Raw genomic sequence first — 16803 nt, 5'->3', positions numbered from 1 at the left:
GTCAGGTCCCGGCACGGCGGTAGAGCCGCACCGCGACCGGCACCGCGATCGCGAGAATGGCGGCCGCCCACACCGTGGTCAGCCCGACCTGCCCGGCAACACTCTGCCCGGGCGGCAGCGCGCCGGGGCCGAGGACGAGGCCGCGGACCGCGTTGGCGGTGACGGTGACGGTGACCGGCTGGTGCTCGGCGAACGACCGCAACCAGCCGGGCATCGTCTGGGCCGGGACGAACACGGCGCTGGTGAACCCGAGCGGGAACACCACCATGTACACCGCGCCCTGCACCGCCTCAGCCGTGCGCACCAGCAGCCCGGCCACGGCCATCACCCACGACCACGCGAACCCGAACAGCAGCGCCACCCCGATCCCGGCGGCGAGGCCGAGCACGCTGGTCTGCCACCGGAAGCCGAGCAGGAACCCGACGCCGCTCATCAGGACGAGGGTTGCGGCCGAGCGGCACAAGTCCGACAGCGTCCGCCCGGCGAGGACGGCGACGCCGGTCATCGGCAGCGACCGGAACCGGTCCACCGTCCCGCGCGCGAGATCGTCGGCGATCCCCGACGCGGTCCCCGCCCCGGCGAACAACGCGAACTGCGCCAGGAGCCCCGGCACCAGCCAGTTGACATACCGGCCCGCTGCCGCTGCGGGCAGGACCGCGCCGACCGCGCCGCCGAACACGGCGGTGAACATCAGCACGAACACCACCGGCATGACGCTCGCCACCAGCAGCACCCCGGGCATCCGCACGGTGTGCAACAGGTTCCGGCGGGTCAGGACCGCCACGTCGCGTACGCCCCGGCGCGGCCCCGGTCGCAGCACCAGCGCGCCCGGCGCGGGCGCCGCCGTCACGCCGCCCGCCCAACAACAGCGGCGGCCGGCCCAGCCGCGGGACGGCCGGTGAGGGCGAGGAAAACGTCGTCCAGGCTCGGCTGCCGCAGCCCAACCACCTGCGGCGCGATGCCCGCCGCAGCCAGGACCTGCAGCACCTGCTCAAGCGTGCCCACCCCGTCCGGCGCGGGCACGGCGATCGCCTCACCATGCGCGGCCGCGCCGCGGCCGGCCAGTGCGGTCATCGTCCGGACCCGGTCACGCTCGCCGACACCGACCTCGACGACCGCGCCGCCGAGCTGTGCCTTGAGCTCTGCGGCGGTGCCCTCCCGCACGATCCGGCCCTGGTCGAGGACCGCGATGCGGTGCGCGAGGTGGTCAGCTTCCTCGAGGTACTGCGTCGTGAGGAGCACCGTCGTGCCGCCCTCGACGAGATCCCGGATCAGCGCCCACAGCTCCCGCCGGCTCGCCGGGTCCACGCCGGTCGTCGGCTCGTCCAGGAACACCACCTCCGGGGTGCCGACCAGCGACGCGGCCAGATGACCGCCGTCGCCCGCGAGCACCTCGCCGACAGCATCCCCGATCCAGCGTGGGCGGCGTGGGCGGCCGACCTCGTCCCGACCGTGGCGATCGCCGCCGTCATCGCCTGGCTCGACGCCGGCCAACCCGACCCGCAGCACGCCGCCGACCGAGTCCGCGACGCCGTCCGCGGCGTCATCACCGCCGCCCAACATGCCTAAGGCGATAGTCCCCGGGAGATCGCACGGCAGACCGCTGTGACGGCCGGACGCAGGGCGACGGCGTCGGTGGCGGCCGTCGGGGCAACCACGGACAACGCGGCGATCATGTCTTTGTGTGGGCCAAAGACCGGCCCGGCGACCGAAGTCATCGGCTCTGGGCGCGGCCGCCTGATGATCGCGATGCCCTCCTTGCGGATCGTCGCCAGTTGGGCGCGAACCTGGCCCTGGTCCAGGCGGCGGTGTTCCGGTCGCAGCACGAGTTCGCCGCTGAGGACCTCCTCCTGGAACGCAGTCGGCGCATAGGCCAGCAGGCACATGCCCACTCCGGTGCCGTACAGCGGAATGCGGCCGCCCACGTAATATAGGACGCTGCCAGCATTCCGGGCAGACAACCGTTCGACCAGCACTGCCTCATTGCCGCTGCGCACCGCGAGCAGTACGTGCTGGCGGGTAGCGTGATGAAGGTCTTCCATGTACGGGAGCGCGACCGCCCGCAGCCCGTGGCCGCGCGGAGCCATCGCCGCGAGTTCCAGCAATCGCAGCCCGATCACGAACTCGCCAGTCTCCAGCCGCTCCAGCGCCCCGAAGTCACACAATTTGCGAGCGATACGCAGCGCGCTGCTCTTCGGGACGTCCGCCCGGCGGCTCAGCTTCGCCAAGGACATGACCCGGTCGTCAGGCCCGAACGAGGCGAGCAGTTTGAACGCACGGTCGATGACCGGTTCGCCCACCTGCGGCTTACCGCCCCGCGCTGTGTGTGCCGCCACCGCATGCCTCCGTTAGTGCCGCTATCTAGGCTTGAGATTTAACCAACGGCCCGGACGATCGGAAGATCGTCCGGGCCGTTTCGGTGTGTCGTAAGGATATGGGTACGGCCACCCGTGATCATTCGGAGTACTGAGGTCGTCCTGCCGCACCTGTCTGGCGTGCTGATCGAGCGGGTGGAGTCCGGCCCCGAGGCCAACTACCTGTTCGGTCGAGCTCGTGGCGAGACCGCCACGTGTCTGGGCTGCGGCACGGTGTCGACTTCGATACGCGGCCGCTACCAGCGCAGCCTGGCCGACACACCGATCGGCGGGCGGCCGGTGTGGCTGGTCCTGCAGGTCCGGAGGTTCAACTGCCGAGTGAGCGACTGCGCGGTGCGCACGTTCGTCGAGCAGATATCCGGCTTGACCGATAGGCGGCGCCGGCGCAGCCAGCCGCTGCAGGATCTGCTGCACGGCATCGGTACGGCTCTCGCCGGCCGGGCCGGGGTCCGGCCGGCGGCCAAGCTGGCCATCGACGTGTCCCGCAGCACCCTGCTCCGGCTACTGCGCTGCGCCCCGGAGCCCACGCTCACCGCCGCGCCACGCGTACTCGGCATCGACGATTTCGCCCTACGCAAAGCGCGCGGGTCGGCGGGCGTCGGCGGCGACACCTCGCGAGCCCCGCGCCCGAGTTGTTGGTCTTGTTCGAGTTGACGAGGGACTGTTGGGCTGAACGACGGGGGAGGGGGAGGCGCGTTACCGGTTCATGCTGTCGCGGGTCGGGGCCGATGGTGCGCGGCCAGGAGCGACGCCCATACCATTGCGAGGGCGATCGCGAGGGCGAAGGCGATGTTGGCCGGGCGCGATCCCTGCAAGGTGAAGATCAGGCTCCAGGTGGCGAGGAAGGCCGCGCCGGTCACACCGCTGAAGGCCGCCCAATCGGTACGGCCCGCCGCGGCGAACCGTCGGGTGAAGACGAAGCATGCGGCGATGAGCGCGAGAAAGGCGATGCCGGCGACCAGGAGGTGGACCCCCGCGTGCCAGCTCATCGTGGTGGGTGTGCCGTTCGGAGTGCCCGGCGGGAAGCCGTCGGCCGGGTCGGCGGAGAACGCGGCCGCGCCCAGCATCCCGGCACCGAAGACGCCGATCAGCCGCGGCCCCCATGTCGCTCCCGGACCCGCCGTCGGGCCGAGGATCCGGCGCAGCCCGATCGCGCACGCCACGAACAGCAGACCGCAGGCCACGAAGTTGGCGATCTGGATCCATCCTTGGTCGCCGTTGCTCAGCATGCTGGCCGGGTGCCGGCTGATGTCGAATCCGTCCCTGGTGAGCATCTGCAGGACGACCACGACGATGTAGAGCGGTCCGGCGACAATGCCGCAGGTCAGCAGCGTCCTGGTCGATCCGGCGGCGGCGGTGACGTCGTGGGTCATCAGTGGTCACCGGTGATCTCGGGGGTGCCGCCGGCGTTGTCCATGCCTGTCTCCCGCTGGGTTGCGTTGGTCTGGTCGACGACGTCGATCATGTGTCCTCCTCGCTGACGGACGCGGTCCCCCGACGAGGGTCCCCGTCGGTGTCTCCACCGTTGTCGCGCTGTGCACGGCGTTCGCGTTTGCCGCGGGCGAGTTCGGTGGCCAACGCGTCCAGGCGCTGGCTCCAGAACTGCCGGAAGCGATCCAGCCAGATGTCGACCTCTCGCAGCGGTGCTGCCTCCACCGCGTAGAGGCGTCGCGTGCCGTCCGGGCGGACGGTGACGAAACCCGACTCCCGCAGCACTCGCAGGTGCTGCGACACCGCCGGTGGCGAGATGCCAAACTCGGCCCGGACGACCTCGCTGACGGCGCCGGCGGCCTGCTCTCCGTCGGCGAGGAGCTCCAGTATTCGGCGTCGCACCGGGTCGCCGAGGATGTCGAACGCGTGCACCCGGGAACTATGTCAGTGACAGGTTAATTAAGTCAAGTCTTAAATAAGCGGTACCGCCGTCCACCACGCGCACCGGCAGGCGGGTGGCCGCCGCGGCGGCGAGCTCGGATCGGTGGACGTGATCCACGTCGTTTGATAGACGTGAGGCATGTCTACCAGGCCGCGTCACACACGGCTGGCGATCGCCGACCTCTCGCTGCACGTGGTGGAGGCAGGGGATCCGCTGGGCCGGCCGTATCTGTTCCTGCACGGCTGGCCGGAGTCGTGGCGGACCTGGGAGAGGGTGATGGATGTCGCCGACGCCGGCGCGCGGATGATCGCCATCGACCTGCCCGGCATCGGTGAGTCGGCCGGAGCGGTCGCCGGCGGGTCGAAGCTCGAGCTGGCGCAGGTGGTCCACGGCCTGGTGCGGAGCCTTGGGCTCGCCGACCTGACGCTGGTCGGTCACGACGCCGGCGGCATGGTTGCCTATTCCTACCTCCGGCGGTACGGCGACGTTGACCGCGTGGTCATCATGAACACGGCGATCCCCGGCGTCGAGCCGTGGGGTGACGTCCTCAAGAACCCCTACATCTGGCACTTCGGGTTGCACGCCGTGCCGGCACTGCCCGAGATGCTGGTCCAGGGGCGCCAGGCCGAGTACTTCGACTACTTCTACGACGTGCTGTCGGTGGACCCGGCGAGGATCTCCCCGGCATCACGGGCCGCCCATGCCGCCGCCTACCGCAGCGATGCCGCTCTCACCGCCGGGTTCGATCTGTACCGGGCTTTCGCTCAGGACGCACGGGACAACGCCGCCTTCGCCGAAGCCGCACCCGTGGACACCCCGCTGCTGTACCTGCGAGGAGACGGTGAAGGCGGCGACATCGCCACTTACGCCCGGGGATTCCGCGACGCTGGAGTCCGAGACGTGACGACCGCGTTGTTGACGGACGCCGGCCATTTCGCTCAGGAGGAAGTGCCGGATCAGGTCTGGAACCTCATACAGGGCTTCGATGCGATGTCATCGACGTAGGCTACGGCGCCGAGGCGTGGTCGAGCCCCGCGGCGCCGGCCCGAGCGGACCCGAAGCCCCGCCGGAGGCGCCACCGCGGGATCGTCCCGTCGCTGGTTCCCGGTGCCGGGCCTACCTCGCGCTGAGCGGCATCGAGGTCGGGGTGACCGGGGCGGGCAGGCGTCCACCGCCGCCCAGGTACTGGTGGACCGCCGCGGCGACCGAGCGGCCCTCCGCGATCGCCCAGACGATCAACGACGGTCCCCGCCGGGCGTCGCCGGCCACGAAGACGCCCGGCGCCCGGGTCTGCCAGTCGCCGCCGGCGTCGATCGTGCCGCGCCCGTTGCGGGTGAGCTCCGCCTGGGCCAGGTGCGGTCCGGGCTGCGTACCGGCGAATCCGATCGCCAGCAGCGCCAGGTCGGCCGGCACTTCGCGGATCGTGCCCTCGATCTCGCTCAGCGTGAAGCCGGGGCCGATGAGGACGTCCACCAGTTCGACCGCGCGCAGCCGCCCCTCGTCGTCGCCGAGGAAGCGGCGCACCGCGCAGCCGAAGTTGCGCTCGCCGCCCTCCTCGTGCGCCGAGCCGCTGCGCAGCATGGTCGGCCAGGTCGGCCAGGGGTCGCGGCCGCCGTCCCGCTGCGGTGGAGGCAGCGGTGCCACCTCCACCAACTGCACGCTGGCCGCGCCCTGTCGGTGCGCGGTGCCGAGGCAGTCCGCGGCCGTGTCGCCGCCGCCCACGACGATGACGTTCAGGCCGGCCGCGTCGATCGGCGGTGCGTCCAGCGAGCCGGCGACGACCCGGTTCGCGCCCTCCAGGTAGACCATCGCCTGGTGAATGCCGCTGAGCTCGCGACCGGGAGTGGTCGGCACGTCGCGTGGGTCGAGGGCGCCGCAGGCCAGGACGACGGCGTCGTGCCGCTCCCGCAGCTCGGCCAGCGAGACGTCGACGCCGACCTCGCAGCCGGTGACGAACGCCACTCCCTCGGCGGCGAGCTGAGCGGCCCGCAGGTCGATGTGGCGCTTTTCCAGCTTGAAGTCGGGAATGCCGTAGCGGAGCAGGCCGCCGACGGCGTCGCTGCGCTCGTACACGGTCGTCGCGTGTCCGGCCCGCGCGAGCTGTTGTGCGGCGGCCAGACCGGCCGGCCCGGAGCCGACCACGGCCACGCTGCGACCGGAGCGCGTCGCGACCGTCAACGGCCGCAGCGGCCCGCCATCGGTCACGCGGTTGATGATCTCGACCTCTACCTGCTTGATCGTCACCGGGTCGTCACCGATGCCGAGCACGCAGGCCGCCTCGCACGGTGCCGGACAGAGCCGACCGGTGAACTCGGGGAAGTTGTTCGTGGCGTGCAACGTCTCCGCGGCGCGCTCCCAGTCGCCGACGCGCACCAGGTCGTTCCAGTCCGGGATCAGGTTGCCCAGCGGGCAGGCGTTGTGGCAGTACGGGACGCCACAGTTCATGCACCGGCTGGACTGCTCGTGGATCACCTGTTGGTCGACGCGCTGGTACACGTCGCGCCAGTCGGCGACCCGCTCGGGCACCGGGCGCAGCAGCGGGAGCTGCCGGCGGTACTTCATGAATCCCATCGGATCAGGCATGACTGGCCTCCGTTGCCTGACGGCGCATCCGGATCGCGACGGGACAACGCTGGCCCGAAATGTGAGACGGCTGTCCCACTGTCGTGGATGGCAACCCTAACCGAACCGCCCGGGTGTCCCACAAGGGCCAGAAGAGCCAAATGCGCCACACTCGCCACCGCGGCGGGTCCGGCCACAACCGGCACGCCGGGCGCGTGGCCGTTACGGCCGGGGCCGTCCTCGCGTGGAGGGCGGCCCCGGGTCGCTGTGCGGTCGGATCAGACGACGCTCTTCCACGGGCCGTACGGGTCACCCGGCGCCTGGTTGCGCGTCCACCACCGGGCGACGTACTTCTTGCCTTGGTAGACGACGGTGTCTCCGGTGTTGAAGATGCGCGACGGGGTCCAGACGGCGGTGCCGTCGGGAGCCGTCACGATCTGCTGCCACGGGCCGTACGGGTCACCCGGGACCTGGTTCTGGGTCCACCAACTCGCCTGCCACATGGAGCCCTGGTAGGCGACCTTGTCGCCGGTGTTGTACACCTTCGAGGCGCTCCAGGCCGGCGTCACCGGGGCGTTCAGCCCGACGATGACCGGGTTGTGGTCCGCCGCCGCGAACGGGTCGCTGCCGTTGAACAGCAGGGTGACGTTGTAGTTGTAGCGGCTGTACGAGTAGGCGACCGCCTCCTGGGCGTTGATCTGCCACACGTCCGCACCGGTGACCATCGCACGGGCGGCCGGGTTGGCCAGCACGTGGTCGAGCGAGCCCAGCAGGCTGTTGTAGGCGTACGTCGACCCGGAGGGGTCGATGGCGGCGCCGAGGTCGGTGTAGCCGTTGGCGTACAGGACCCGCATCGGGTCCTCCTGCGTGTAGGCGTTGAAGTCGCCGACCAGGAAGATCCGGTTCGTGCCCAGGCTCGCCGCCACCTGCGTGGCGAACGCGCTCGTGTCCTGTGCCTGGCGCACCCGGGTCGCGTTGAACCAGCCCTGGTTCACCGCCGGCGAGGACGTGTTCTCGGTGTCGCCGTCGTAGAGCGGGGTGCCCTTGCCCTTCGACTTCCAGTGGTTGGCGACGACCAGGAACGCGTCGGCGTCGGTCGTGCCCGCCTTCTTGAAGCCCTGGGCCAGCGGCTGGCGGGCGATCGAGAACGGCTGGCCGGGGCCCGAGTCACCGGTGAGCACCACCGACCCGCCGACGAGCGCGACGTCCGCCGGCCTGTAGATGAATGCCGTACGGATCACGTCCTGCTCGGCGAGCGGCGGCAGCTTGTCGTCGGTCGGCGACGGCACGTACGCCCACACCGTCGAGCCGGCGGCGGCGTTGAGCGCGTCGACGAGCTCGGCGAGCGCGGTGTCGCGAGGCTTGCCGAACTTCGCGGAGTTCTCGACCTCCTCCAGCGACACGACGCTGGCACCGAGCCGGTTGATGCCGGTGACGATCTTCGCCTGCTGCCGCCGGAAGCTGGCGTCGTTGGCGGCGCCGCGCGGGCCGGGGCTGTTGCCGGGGCCGGTGCACCTGTCCACGGCGATGGGGTTGCCGGCCCGGTCGTTGTGGTAGGTGCAGGTGCCGAGTCCGTTGGCGACGTACGCCTCCCCGGTCGTCGGGAAGTAGTTCTGGACGTTGAACGTGGCCAGGCGGACGTTGCCGCCGACGGCGGCCGGTCGCTGGTTCCCGGCGCGGGTGTCGGAGAAGGTCGCGACCGCGGCGCCGGCGTCCGTCACCTGCCGGACCGGCTGGAAGTTCCACAGCGAGAACCGGTACTCGAGGATCACCGGCTGGTGGAACGTGACCTTCGAGCCGACGCTGACGGCGTTGCCGGGCGTGAGCCACGGCAGTGGCTGGCCGGTGTACGCGTTGCCGCTGTAGTTCCAGCTCGCGCCGTCGTCCAGGGTCACCATCCGGGCGGTGTTCTCGGCGACCACGGCCTGTGCCTGGGCGCTGCCGGGCGGCCCGGCGTCCGTGGGCTGGCGCAGCGGCGTGTCACCGGCGGCGAGGCTGAAGGAGCCGTACCGGTTCGTGCCGTAGTTGTCCGACACGGTGAAGTTGCCCTGGGGCAGGATCAGCTCGCCCTCGTGCGCCTCCTTCTGGGCGTCCGTCGTGAGGCCGGACCACGGGATCACGTTCGGCACGACGGCAGGCAGCGGGTTGGCGAGCTTCGTGACCGCCGGGCGGACGATCTCGGTCAAGCCCTGGTACTCCTGCACGGTGCCGGTGACGCGGACGCTGTCGCCGATGTTGACCTGGCCGGCCACGCCCGAGCCGAACACGAAGATCGCGTCGGAGGCGCCCGGCGTGGTGTCGTCCGCCTCGCTGCCCCCGGCGCCGCCGGACTCCAGGAAGAAGCCGTTGAATCCGCCGGTGGTGTAGGTGGCGGTCACGACGCCCTCGGTCGTCACCTCCCTGTTGGCGTACGGCGACGTGTCGGTGTTCGTGCCCTGGATGGCGGCGATCGGAGCCGTTCCGGCGGGATCCGCGGACGCCGGGCCGGCGATCAACGGGCCCGCTAACCCGGCTGCGGGCAGGGACAAGGCGAGGATGACTCGCCGGACATGCGCACGGGACATAGGGGCGACCTCCCAGATGCGATGATTCGGCTCCGGTAACCTGCGGGCCGGTCCATGGACGCTAGGCGCCCGGCTTCGACCGGTCGACAGACGAAGGCTGAACGGTGTGTGACACCCTAAGGCAATTCCGCGGAATAGACGCCGATGATAGGGACTGGGATAGGGACACGGCAGCGGTTTGCCCCAGATAGTTCGGTCGACGGGTCGGGGAACCCGGCGCGCCACCCACGGAGACCGCCGCGACGGCGAGCCGGGATGACCGAGCGCGTCGGCGGACGGCCTGGGAACGCGGGTGACTCAAGCGGTCACCGCCGCGAGCACCGCGCCGACCGCGAGGAGCGCGATGACCGCCCGTCGGGTCCAGGTCTGGTCCATCCGCCGGCTGACCCGGTCGCCGGCGATCCAGCCGAGGACCATCGCCGGGACCGCGACCGCGCCGATGCTCAGCGTCGAGCTGGTCATCTCCACGGAGGCGGCCACCACACCGCTGCCCGTTACCATGAGCAGCACGGCGCTCCGGGCGCCGTCGACGCCGTCCGCGCGGTCGAGGTCGTCCTCACCGGCCGGGCGCGCGGTCGAGTGACCGGCGGCCACCGACGCCGCGGGCCCACGCACCCGAGGTCGGTGGCGTCGGACGCCTCGGTCGAGGGCGCGTTGTCAGCGCGACGAGACCAGCGATCGTTCGATGCTCGTCAGGATGGCCTTACCGGCGACCGCTATCGCGGTGATCACGATCATTCCGGCGAGGATGCCGGTCGCGTCGAACGTCGCCTCGCCGTAGCGGACGAGCAACCCCAGTCCCTTCCGTCCGCCGATGAACTCCGCCATGATCGCTCCGATCCAGGCAAGCTCGGCGGCCGACCGCAGTCCCGCGACGATTCGGGTGGCGGCGAGCGGCACGATGACGGTCGTGACGCGAGCGGCGGCGCTCACCCCGAACAGTTCGGCCTCCTGGATCATCCGCACGTCGACGTCTCGGATTCCGCTGAACGTCGCGAAAAAGGTGGCGAAGAAGACCATGGCGATCACGGTCGCCACCTTTGAGGATGTGCCGAGCTCGAACCAGATGAAGAACAAGGTGACGAGCACGATGCTGGGAACGATGTTGGCAGCCCGAATCAAGGGGCCGAGAAAGTCGGAAAGCACGCGACTGACACCGACCAGGATGCCGAACAAGACGCCGGCGGTCGCGCCCAGACCGAACCCGACACCGGATTCTCGCAGGGAGGTCAAGATCTGTTCCCAAATGGAGCCGATCGGCGTGCCGACGCTGAACCATTCGACCAACCGCTCCCACACCGCGGTAGGCATGCTGTAGAGGAATGGGTCAAGCCAGTACATTCCGGCGAGTTGCCACCCGCCGATCAGCATGGCGAGGGCGGTGAGCTGCGCCACCCGATTCATGACCCGGCGACGCCGCTCCTGCCGGGCAAGCTGTGCCGTGGCGGCCGTGACGACATTTCTGTCGGCGATCGCGACGCCACGGCGGGTTGGCTGCATTGAGCCGATCATGAAAGTGCTCCGTCCATCATGAGGGAGAGGGGCTGTCCTCGACTCGGTGCGGTGCTGTCCCCGCCGGACGATGTCCGAGTTCACCCGAGCCCCAACTCCTTCAGCACCTTGGCGACTCGGTCGTTTTCGCTCGTCAGGAACGTGGTGAACGGGTCGCCCGCCACGAACGCGTCGGTCCAGCCCTTCGCCGCCAGCGCCACCTTCCATTCCGCGGAGTCGTGCATCTTCGTGACGAGGTCGACGAGCTGCTGCCGCTTCTCGGCGGACAGGCCCGATGTCGCGACGAGCCCGCGCCAGTTCGCGAAGACCAGGTCCACGCCCAGCTCCTTGAGGGTCGGCGCGTGGACGCCGGCGACCCGTTGCGCGCTGGTCACCGCGAGGATCTTCACCTCACCCACCTTGGCCTGCTCGGCGACCTCACCGATGCCCGTGGCCGCGAAGGCCACCTCCTTGCCGAGGACCGCGGCCCGGAGCTCGCCACCACCGCCGTAGCTGACGAACTTGACGCTCTTCGGCGCCACGCCCACCGCCTTCGCCAGTAGCATCGGCATCAGATGATCCGGGCCACCCGGCGCCGACGCGCCACCGACCGGGACCTTCCCAGGATCCGCCTTCCAGGCCGTCACCAGGTCCTGCAAGGTGTTGTAGGGCGAATCCTTCGGCACCACCACCGCTTCGACTTCTTCGATGAGGCGGGCGATGGGCGTGGTGTCCGTGAGCGTCACCTTGGACTTGTTGGTGTAGACAGCACCGACGACGCCGAGCCCCATCTGCATGAGCAGGTTCTCGTCGCCCTTCGCGTCGGCCACGCGCCGCAGGCCCACGGTGCCGCCGGCGCCGGCGACGTTGAAGACCGACACATCCCGCGCCAGACCGGCGTCCTGCATGACTTTGGCCGCCGTGCGCGCGGTGGTGTCGTAGCCGCTGCCCGGGTTGTTGGGCACCAGGATCCTCAGGCCGTTGACCGGCCCGGCGTGAGCAGCCGAGGCATCGCTGTCCGCACTCGCGTCGCACGCCGAAATGACCGGGCCCAGGGCCAGGACCGCCGCAGCGGCCGCGACCCGGAGCCATCTCCGCTCCGCCAACTATTTCCTTCCCGGACCAGGACAACGTTCGGAATGTGACGCTGCGACAAGACGGCGGGCGTTCCGCGGCTGTCCTGTCAGCGGAAGTCGAGGAATGCGCCGCTGGGGTCCGATGCGGCCGCCGGCGCGGCGGTGGCCTGTTCGGCCGCGGGCGCCGGTGCGACTGTCTCCGTGACCGGCCGGGTGCGCGGTCGTGGCATTTCGACACGAATTGCCAGAATAGCCAATTCGGGCTCCTCGTGTTACCCGGCGGATTCGGATTGTTGTTTCGGGTGTACGCAGGAGGGTAGGGAGCCCGGTGGACGGCTCCTAGCCTTTTCTTCGTTTTGCGCATAACTGATGTTCTGAAGATTTTGTGCATTGTGCTCACGGCCGGTTTCGGCGCGGTCATGGCCTGCCGGTCGTGGGTGGTGAGCGGTGCAGGCCGCGAGCCGTGACGGCGGCCATCGCGAGGCCGGCGGCGGTGAACGCGAGGACGCCGGCCGCGCCGGCTCCGGCCGAGACGAGGCCGGCGACGCTGGGAATGAGGACCTGGCCGAGCCGATTGCCGGTCAGGCGCAGCGACATGGCTCGGCCGCGCAGGCCGGGCGAGGCCGACTCGGCGAGGAAGGACATGGTCAGCGGTTGACCGGCGCCGAGCCCCAGGCCCGCCGCGATGACGACGACGGCCATCAACCACAGCGGCATGGGCAGCAGGAGCAGCCCGAGGCCGACGGCGGCGAGGGCGACGGTGCCGATGAGCAGCCATCGCCGGCCGATGGCGTCGGTCAGCCGGCCCAGGAACAGCCGGGACGTCATGGACGCGGCGGCGCGCAGCGCGAGCAACGTGCCGATGAACCCGGCGGCGATGCCGCGTTCCGCGCCCAGCGCCGGCAGGTACACGACGGTGATGTCGACGGCGGCGAGGACGACACAGCTCACGGCGAGGGCCCGCACCAGGCCGTCCAGCCGGAGCAGGTCGCGGAACCCGGCTGGGGCGCGCTCGCCGGCCGCCCGGTGGTGGTGCGACGGCCGCAGGACCGCCGCGGTGGCCAGCAGCGGCAGGGTCAGGGCGATGGCGCCGATGAAGACGGCGCGGGTGTCGGGGATGGGCCGTGCGCCGCCGAACGCCACGATGAGGCCCGGGCCGAGCGCCTGCCCCAGCGACGCGGCGAAGGTGTAGTGACCGAAGGCCACGTCGTACCGGTGCGCCGGCGTGCGGTTCGCGACCAGCGCCTGTTGCCCGACGACCGAGCACAGGTGGCCGGTGCCGAGGACCATGCTGGCCAGCACCAGCCCGGCGACCGAGTCGCTGAACAGGGCGAAGCCGACACCGGCCGCGCCGAGCAGCACGGAGCCGACCAGCACGACACGTCGTTCGCCGAACCGGTCGACGGCCTGGCCGGAAGGCACCGCGAGGAGGAGCGGCGCGACGGCGAAGCTGGCGCCCAGGACGCCGAGCCAGGTGGCCGGCACGGCGAGGTCGAGGGCCTGGTACGTGGCGGCGGGGCGCAGCATGAACGTGACCGCCTGCACCAGGATGGTGTGTACGAGCAGCAGGTGCTGTTGGGCTCGGTTCGGGACGGGCATCGGTCGGTGCGGCTCAGCGGACCAGCACGATGCCGTCGGGGTCGCTGTACAGCGTGTCACCGGGGGAGAAGACGACGCCGCCGAAGGTCACCGGGACGTCGGTCTCGCCCGCCGCCGTCTTGCCGCTCTTGCGGGGGTTGGTGCCGAGGGCCTTGATGCCCAGCGGCAGTGCGGCCAAGGCCTCGGTGTCGCGGACCGCGCCGTGCAGGACCAGCCCGGCCCAGCCGTTCCGCACACCGAGACCGGCGATGACGTCGCCCACCAGGGCGGTGTGGAGGGAACCGCCCCCGTCCACGACCAGGACGCCCCGGTCTCCGGGCGTCGAGAGCACCTGCTTCACCAGCGCGTTGTCCTGGTGACAGCGGATCGTCCGGACCGGCCCGAAGAACCGGCGCACCCCGCCGTACTGCGTGAACTGCACGTCGCACGAGCGCACCTCGTCGCCGATCTCGTCGACCAGGTCGGCCGTTCCCGCGGTGCCCGCCGCGAATGCCGCTTGCATTTTTGTATACATGTATGACAGGCTAGCGACCCACGCCGCCCGAGCACAAGCAGGAGTCCGCGTGAGCCCCTTCCCTGAGCGAACCTTCACCGTCGACGGCCGGGCCTACCGGCGCACCGATGTCGGGGTGCCGGCCCCGGTCTGGCGCCGGCTGCCGTACGTGCTGCGGGTCCTGGCCGAAGGCGCGGTCCGCACCGCCGCCCGGCGCGGCGGATCGCCGGAGGCCGTCGACACGATCCTCGAACGGCGCGTCGGTGCGCCGGTGTCGCTCTTCCCCGCCCGGCTGCTGTTGCAGGACCTGCTCGCCGTGCCGCTGCTGGTCGACCTCGCCGCGCTGCGCGACGCCGTGGCCGAGGCCGGCGGCGACCCGTCCGCCGTCGACGCGCGGCTGCCGGTCGACCTGGTCATCGACCACTCGCTGCGGGTCGACGCCTGGGCGCGTGCCGACGCGGGCGCGGTGAACCTGCGACTCGAACACGAGCGCAACGTCGAGCGCTTCGGCTTCCTGCGCTGGTGCGAGCAGGCGTTCGACAACCTGCGGGTGGTGCCGCCGGGCAAGGGGATCATGCACCAGATCAACGTCGAGCGACTCGCCCGGATCGTCTGGACCGACGACCGAGGTCCCGGCCCCGCCCTGGCCTTCCCGGACACCGTGCTCGGCACCGACAGCCACACGCCGATGGTAAACGGTGTCGGCGTCCTCGGCTGGGGACTCGGCGGCATCGAGGCGCAGGCCGTGCTGCTCGGCCACCCGTTCACATTCGCCCTGCCGCGGGTCGTCGGCGTCGAGGTGCACGGCCGGTTGCCGGATACGGCGACACCCACAGATCTCGCTCTCACCGTCACCGAGCTGCTGCGACAGGTCGGCGTCATCGGCTCCTTCGTCGAGTTCTTCGGTCCGGGCCTGGACACGCTCGGCGTGCCCGACCGCGCCACCATCGCCAACATGGCGCCCGAGCAGGGCGCGACGTGCTCGTTCTTCCCGGTCGACCGGCACACGATCAAGTTCCTGCGGGCCACCGGGCGCGCGCCGGAGCAGGTCGCGCTCGCGGAGGGGTACGCCCGGGAGCTGGGCCTGTGGCGCGAACCCGGCGCGGACACCCCGGACTACGACGAGGTCGTCCGCCTGGATCTGGCCCGGGTCGGGCCGAGCATCGCCGGACCGCGCCGCCCAGAGGACCGGATCGACCTGGCCGACGCCGCTCGAGCGTTCGGCCGGCACCTGGCCGGCGAGACCGGCCGCGCCGCGCCGGCCACGGCATCGGTCTACGGCGGGTCGTACCGGCTGCGCGACGGCGCCGTGATCATCGCCGCCATCGCCAGTTGTACCAACACCTCGAACCCCCGCGCGATGGCTACCGCCGGTCTGCTCGCCCGTAACGCGGTGCGGCGCGGGCTGTCCACCAAGCCGTGGGTGAAGACGTCACTGACCCCCGGCTCCCAGGTGATCGCCTCGATGCTCGCCGGGTCCGGCCTGCAGGCCGACCTCGACCAGCTCGGCTTCCAGGTGGCCGGATTCGGCTGCGCCACCTGCAACGGCATGTCCGGGCCGATCGACCCGGTCCTCTCCGCCGCGATCACCGACAGCGAGCTGGTCGCGGTCGCCGTGGTCTCCGGCAACCGCAACTTCGCCGGGCGCATCCACCCGGACGTGCGGGCCGCCTACCTCGCCGCGCCCGCCCTCGTGGTGGCCTACGCGCTGACCGGTTCGATCACCGCGGACCTGACCGCCGAGCCGCTCGGCGCCGACCGCGACGGCGTGCCGGTACATCTGCGGGACCTGTGGCCCGCACCGGAGGAGGTGAGCGCGGTCGTCGAGCAGGCACTGCGGCCGGCGATGTTCGATCACGACTACGCCGACCTCTTCGACGGCGGCGAACGGTGGCGCGCCACGACGGAGCCCCGGCAGCTCCGCTTTCCCTGGGATCCGGACAGCACGTACATCCGCCGCCCGCCGTACTTCCAGGATCTGCCGCTCGTCCCGCCGCCGCTGACCGATGTGCGTGGCGCCCGGCCGCTGGTGATCCTCGGTGACTCGGTGACGACGGACGACATCTCACCGTCCGGGACGATCCTGGCGCAGAGCGCGGCCGGGCAATATCTGCGGGACCGGGCGGTCACGCCGGCGAACTTCAACTCGTACGGCACCCGGCGGGGCAATCACGAGGTGGGCATGCGGTCGACGTTCGCCAACCGCCGGCTCCGCAACGCGATCGTGCCGGGCGTCGAGGGGTCGGTCACCCGCGTCTTTCCCGAGGGCCGCACGGCCTCCGTGTTCGACGCGGCCCGGGAGTACGCCGGCCGCGGCGTGCCCCTGGTGGTCCTCGCCGGGCGCGACTACGGCTGCGGGTCCTCGCGGGACTGGGCGGCCAAGGGGCCGGCGCTGCTCGGCGTGCGGGCGGTCATCGCCGGCGGGTTCGAACGCATCCACCGAGCCAACCTGGTGGGTATGGGCATCCTGCCGCTGCAGTTTCCCGACGGCGTCGACGCGCGATCGCTGGGGCTGACCGGGTCGGAGACGTTCGACCTACTCCTGCCGGCCAGCATCGTGCCGGGCGCGACCGTCGAGTGCGTCGTGCGGCGGGCCGACGAAACGCATACGACGGTGCCGCTGCGGTGTCGCGCCGACACCCCGGAGGAGGTCGACCGGCTGCGCCACGGCGGCATCCTGCCCGCGGTGTGGCGCGAGCTCGTCAAAGCCGGGGAGGAGGCGGCGTGAGCGGTCCGGAGCGTAGCGGAGGGGCCGCTCACCATGGGTTCA

16 protein-coding genes are annotated in these 16803 nt (G+C 71.1%); 4 read left to right on the top strand and 12 right to left on the bottom strand.

The features are described 5' to 3' along the window. Position 1 precedes the first annotated feature (1 nt). On the bottom strand, positions 2–850 hold the full coding sequence (locus tag Drose_RS24750; protein WP_260723699.1) for an ABC transporter permease: 849 nt from the start codon (positions 848–850) through the stop codon (positions 2–4). Next, on the bottom strand, positions 847–1392 hold the full coding sequence (locus Drose_RS38815; RefSeq protein ID WP_313899931.1) for a DrrA family ABC transporter ATP-binding protein: 546 nt from the start codon (positions 1390–1392) through the stop codon (positions 847–849). Before Drose_RS38815 ends, Drose_RS24750 begins: the two co-directional genes overlap by 4 nt. Between Drose_RS38815 and Drose_RS24740 the strand changes: the two genes are divergently transcribed. Then, positions 1369–1569, top strand: a complete 201-nt coding sequence (locus Drose_RS24740; protein ID WP_260723698.1) for a hypothetical protein — start codon at positions 1369–1371, stop codon at positions 1567–1569. The two genes, Drose_RS38815 and Drose_RS24740, sit on opposite strands and share 24 nt — an antisense overlap. Here the strand turns inward: Drose_RS24740 and Drose_RS24735 are convergent. Then, complete coding sequence (locus Drose_RS24735) at positions 1566–2300, bottom strand: IclR family transcriptional regulator (RefSeq protein WP_260723697.1); 735 nt, start codon at positions 2298–2300, stop codon at positions 1566–1568. The genes Drose_RS24740 and Drose_RS24735 overlap by 4 nt on opposite strands. 150 nt (positions 2301–2450) lie before the next feature. On the opposite strand from Drose_RS24735, the gene Drose_RS24730 reads away from it, so the two are divergent. Continuing rightward, on the top strand, positions 2451–3029 hold the full coding sequence (locus Drose_RS24730) for a transposase family protein (RefSeq protein WP_260723696.1): 579 nt from the start codon (positions 2451–2453) through the stop codon (positions 3027–3029). Positions 3030–3079: 50 nt separating this feature from the next. On the opposite strand, the gene Drose_RS24725 is transcribed toward Drose_RS24730, so the two are convergent. After that, a complete protein-coding gene (locus Drose_RS24725; protein ID WP_260723695.1) occupies positions 3080–3748 on the bottom strand; it encodes a DUF998 domain-containing protein in 669 nt (222 codons plus the stop codon). A gap of 88 nt (positions 3749–3836) precedes the next feature. Further along, a complete protein-coding gene (locus tag Drose_RS24720) occupies positions 3837–4238 on the bottom strand; it encodes an ArsR/SmtB family transcription factor (protein ID WP_260723694.1) in 402 nt (133 codons plus the stop codon). 148 nt (positions 4239–4386) lie between these two features. Here Drose_RS24720 and Drose_RS24715 point away from each other — a divergent pair, with 148 nt between their 5' ends. Beyond that, a complete protein-coding gene (locus tag Drose_RS24715) occupies positions 4387–5253 on the top strand; it encodes an alpha/beta fold hydrolase (RefSeq protein ID WP_260723693.1) in 867 nt (288 codons plus the stop codon). Positions 5254–5364: 111 nt separating this feature from the next. On the opposite strand, the gene Drose_RS24710 is transcribed toward Drose_RS24715, so the two are convergent. The 7 genes from Drose_RS24710 to rraA all read right to left on the bottom strand — a co-directional run bounded on the left by Drose_RS24710 (position 5365) and on the right by rraA (position 14054). Continuing rightward, positions 5365–6831 (bottom strand): glutamate synthase subunit beta, encoded by a 1467-nt coding sequence (locus Drose_RS24710; RefSeq protein ID WP_260723692.1) that lies wholly within the window; start codon positions 6829–6831, stop codon positions 5365–5367. A 257-nt stretch (positions 6832–7088) separates the two neighbouring features. Then, positions 7089–9374 (bottom strand): ExeM/NucH family extracellular endonuclease, encoded by a 2286-nt coding sequence (locus Drose_RS24705; protein WP_260723691.1) that lies wholly within the window; start codon positions 9372–9374, stop codon positions 7089–7091. Between the two features lie 297 nt (positions 9375–9671). Beyond that, positions 9672–9989, bottom strand: coding sequence for a hypothetical protein (locus Drose_RS24700; RefSeq protein WP_260723690.1), 318 nt, complete (start codon positions 9987–9989; stop codon positions 9672–9674). A gap of 42 nt (positions 9990–10031) precedes the next feature. Then, positions 10032–10970: an ABC transporter permease gene (locus Drose_RS24695; RefSeq protein WP_260723689.1), complete on the bottom strand. Its 939-nt coding sequence runs from the start codon at positions 10968–10970 to the stop codon at positions 10032–10034. Continuing rightward, on the bottom strand, positions 10967–11971 hold the full coding sequence (locus tag Drose_RS24690) for a Bug family tripartite tricarboxylate transporter substrate binding protein (protein ID WP_260723688.1): 1005 nt from the start codon (positions 11969–11971) through the stop codon (positions 10967–10969). Before Drose_RS24690 ends, Drose_RS24695 begins: the two co-directional genes overlap by 4 nt. A gap of 387 nt (positions 11972–12358) precedes the next feature. Then, entirely contained in the window at positions 12359–13540 is a 1182-nt protein-coding gene (locus Drose_RS24685; RefSeq protein WP_260723687.1) for an MFS transporter, read from the bottom strand. A 13-nt stretch (positions 13541–13553) separates the two neighbouring features. Beyond that, positions 13554–14054: a ribonuclease E activity regulator RraA gene (gene rraA, locus Drose_RS24680; RefSeq protein ID WP_260723686.1), complete on the bottom strand. Its 501-nt coding sequence runs from the start codon at positions 14052–14054 to the stop codon at positions 13554–13556. Positions 14055–14103: 49 nt separating this feature from the next. On the opposite strand from rraA, the gene acnA reads away from it, so the two are divergent. Next, positions 14104–16761, top strand: a complete 2658-nt coding sequence (acnA, locus tag Drose_RS24675) for an aconitate hydratase AcnA (protein WP_260723685.1) — start codon at positions 14104–14106, stop codon at positions 16759–16761. Positions 16762–16803 lie beyond the last annotated feature (42 nt).

The organism is Dactylosporangium roseum (assembly GCF_025264685.1).
Classification (GTDB): domain Bacteria; phylum Actinomycetota; class Actinomycetes; order Mycobacteriales; family Micromonosporaceae; genus Dactylosporangium; species Dactylosporangium roseum.
The sequence above is the reverse complement of the archived record's forward strand: the minus strand, read 5'-3'. Positions and strand labels throughout refer to the sequence as shown.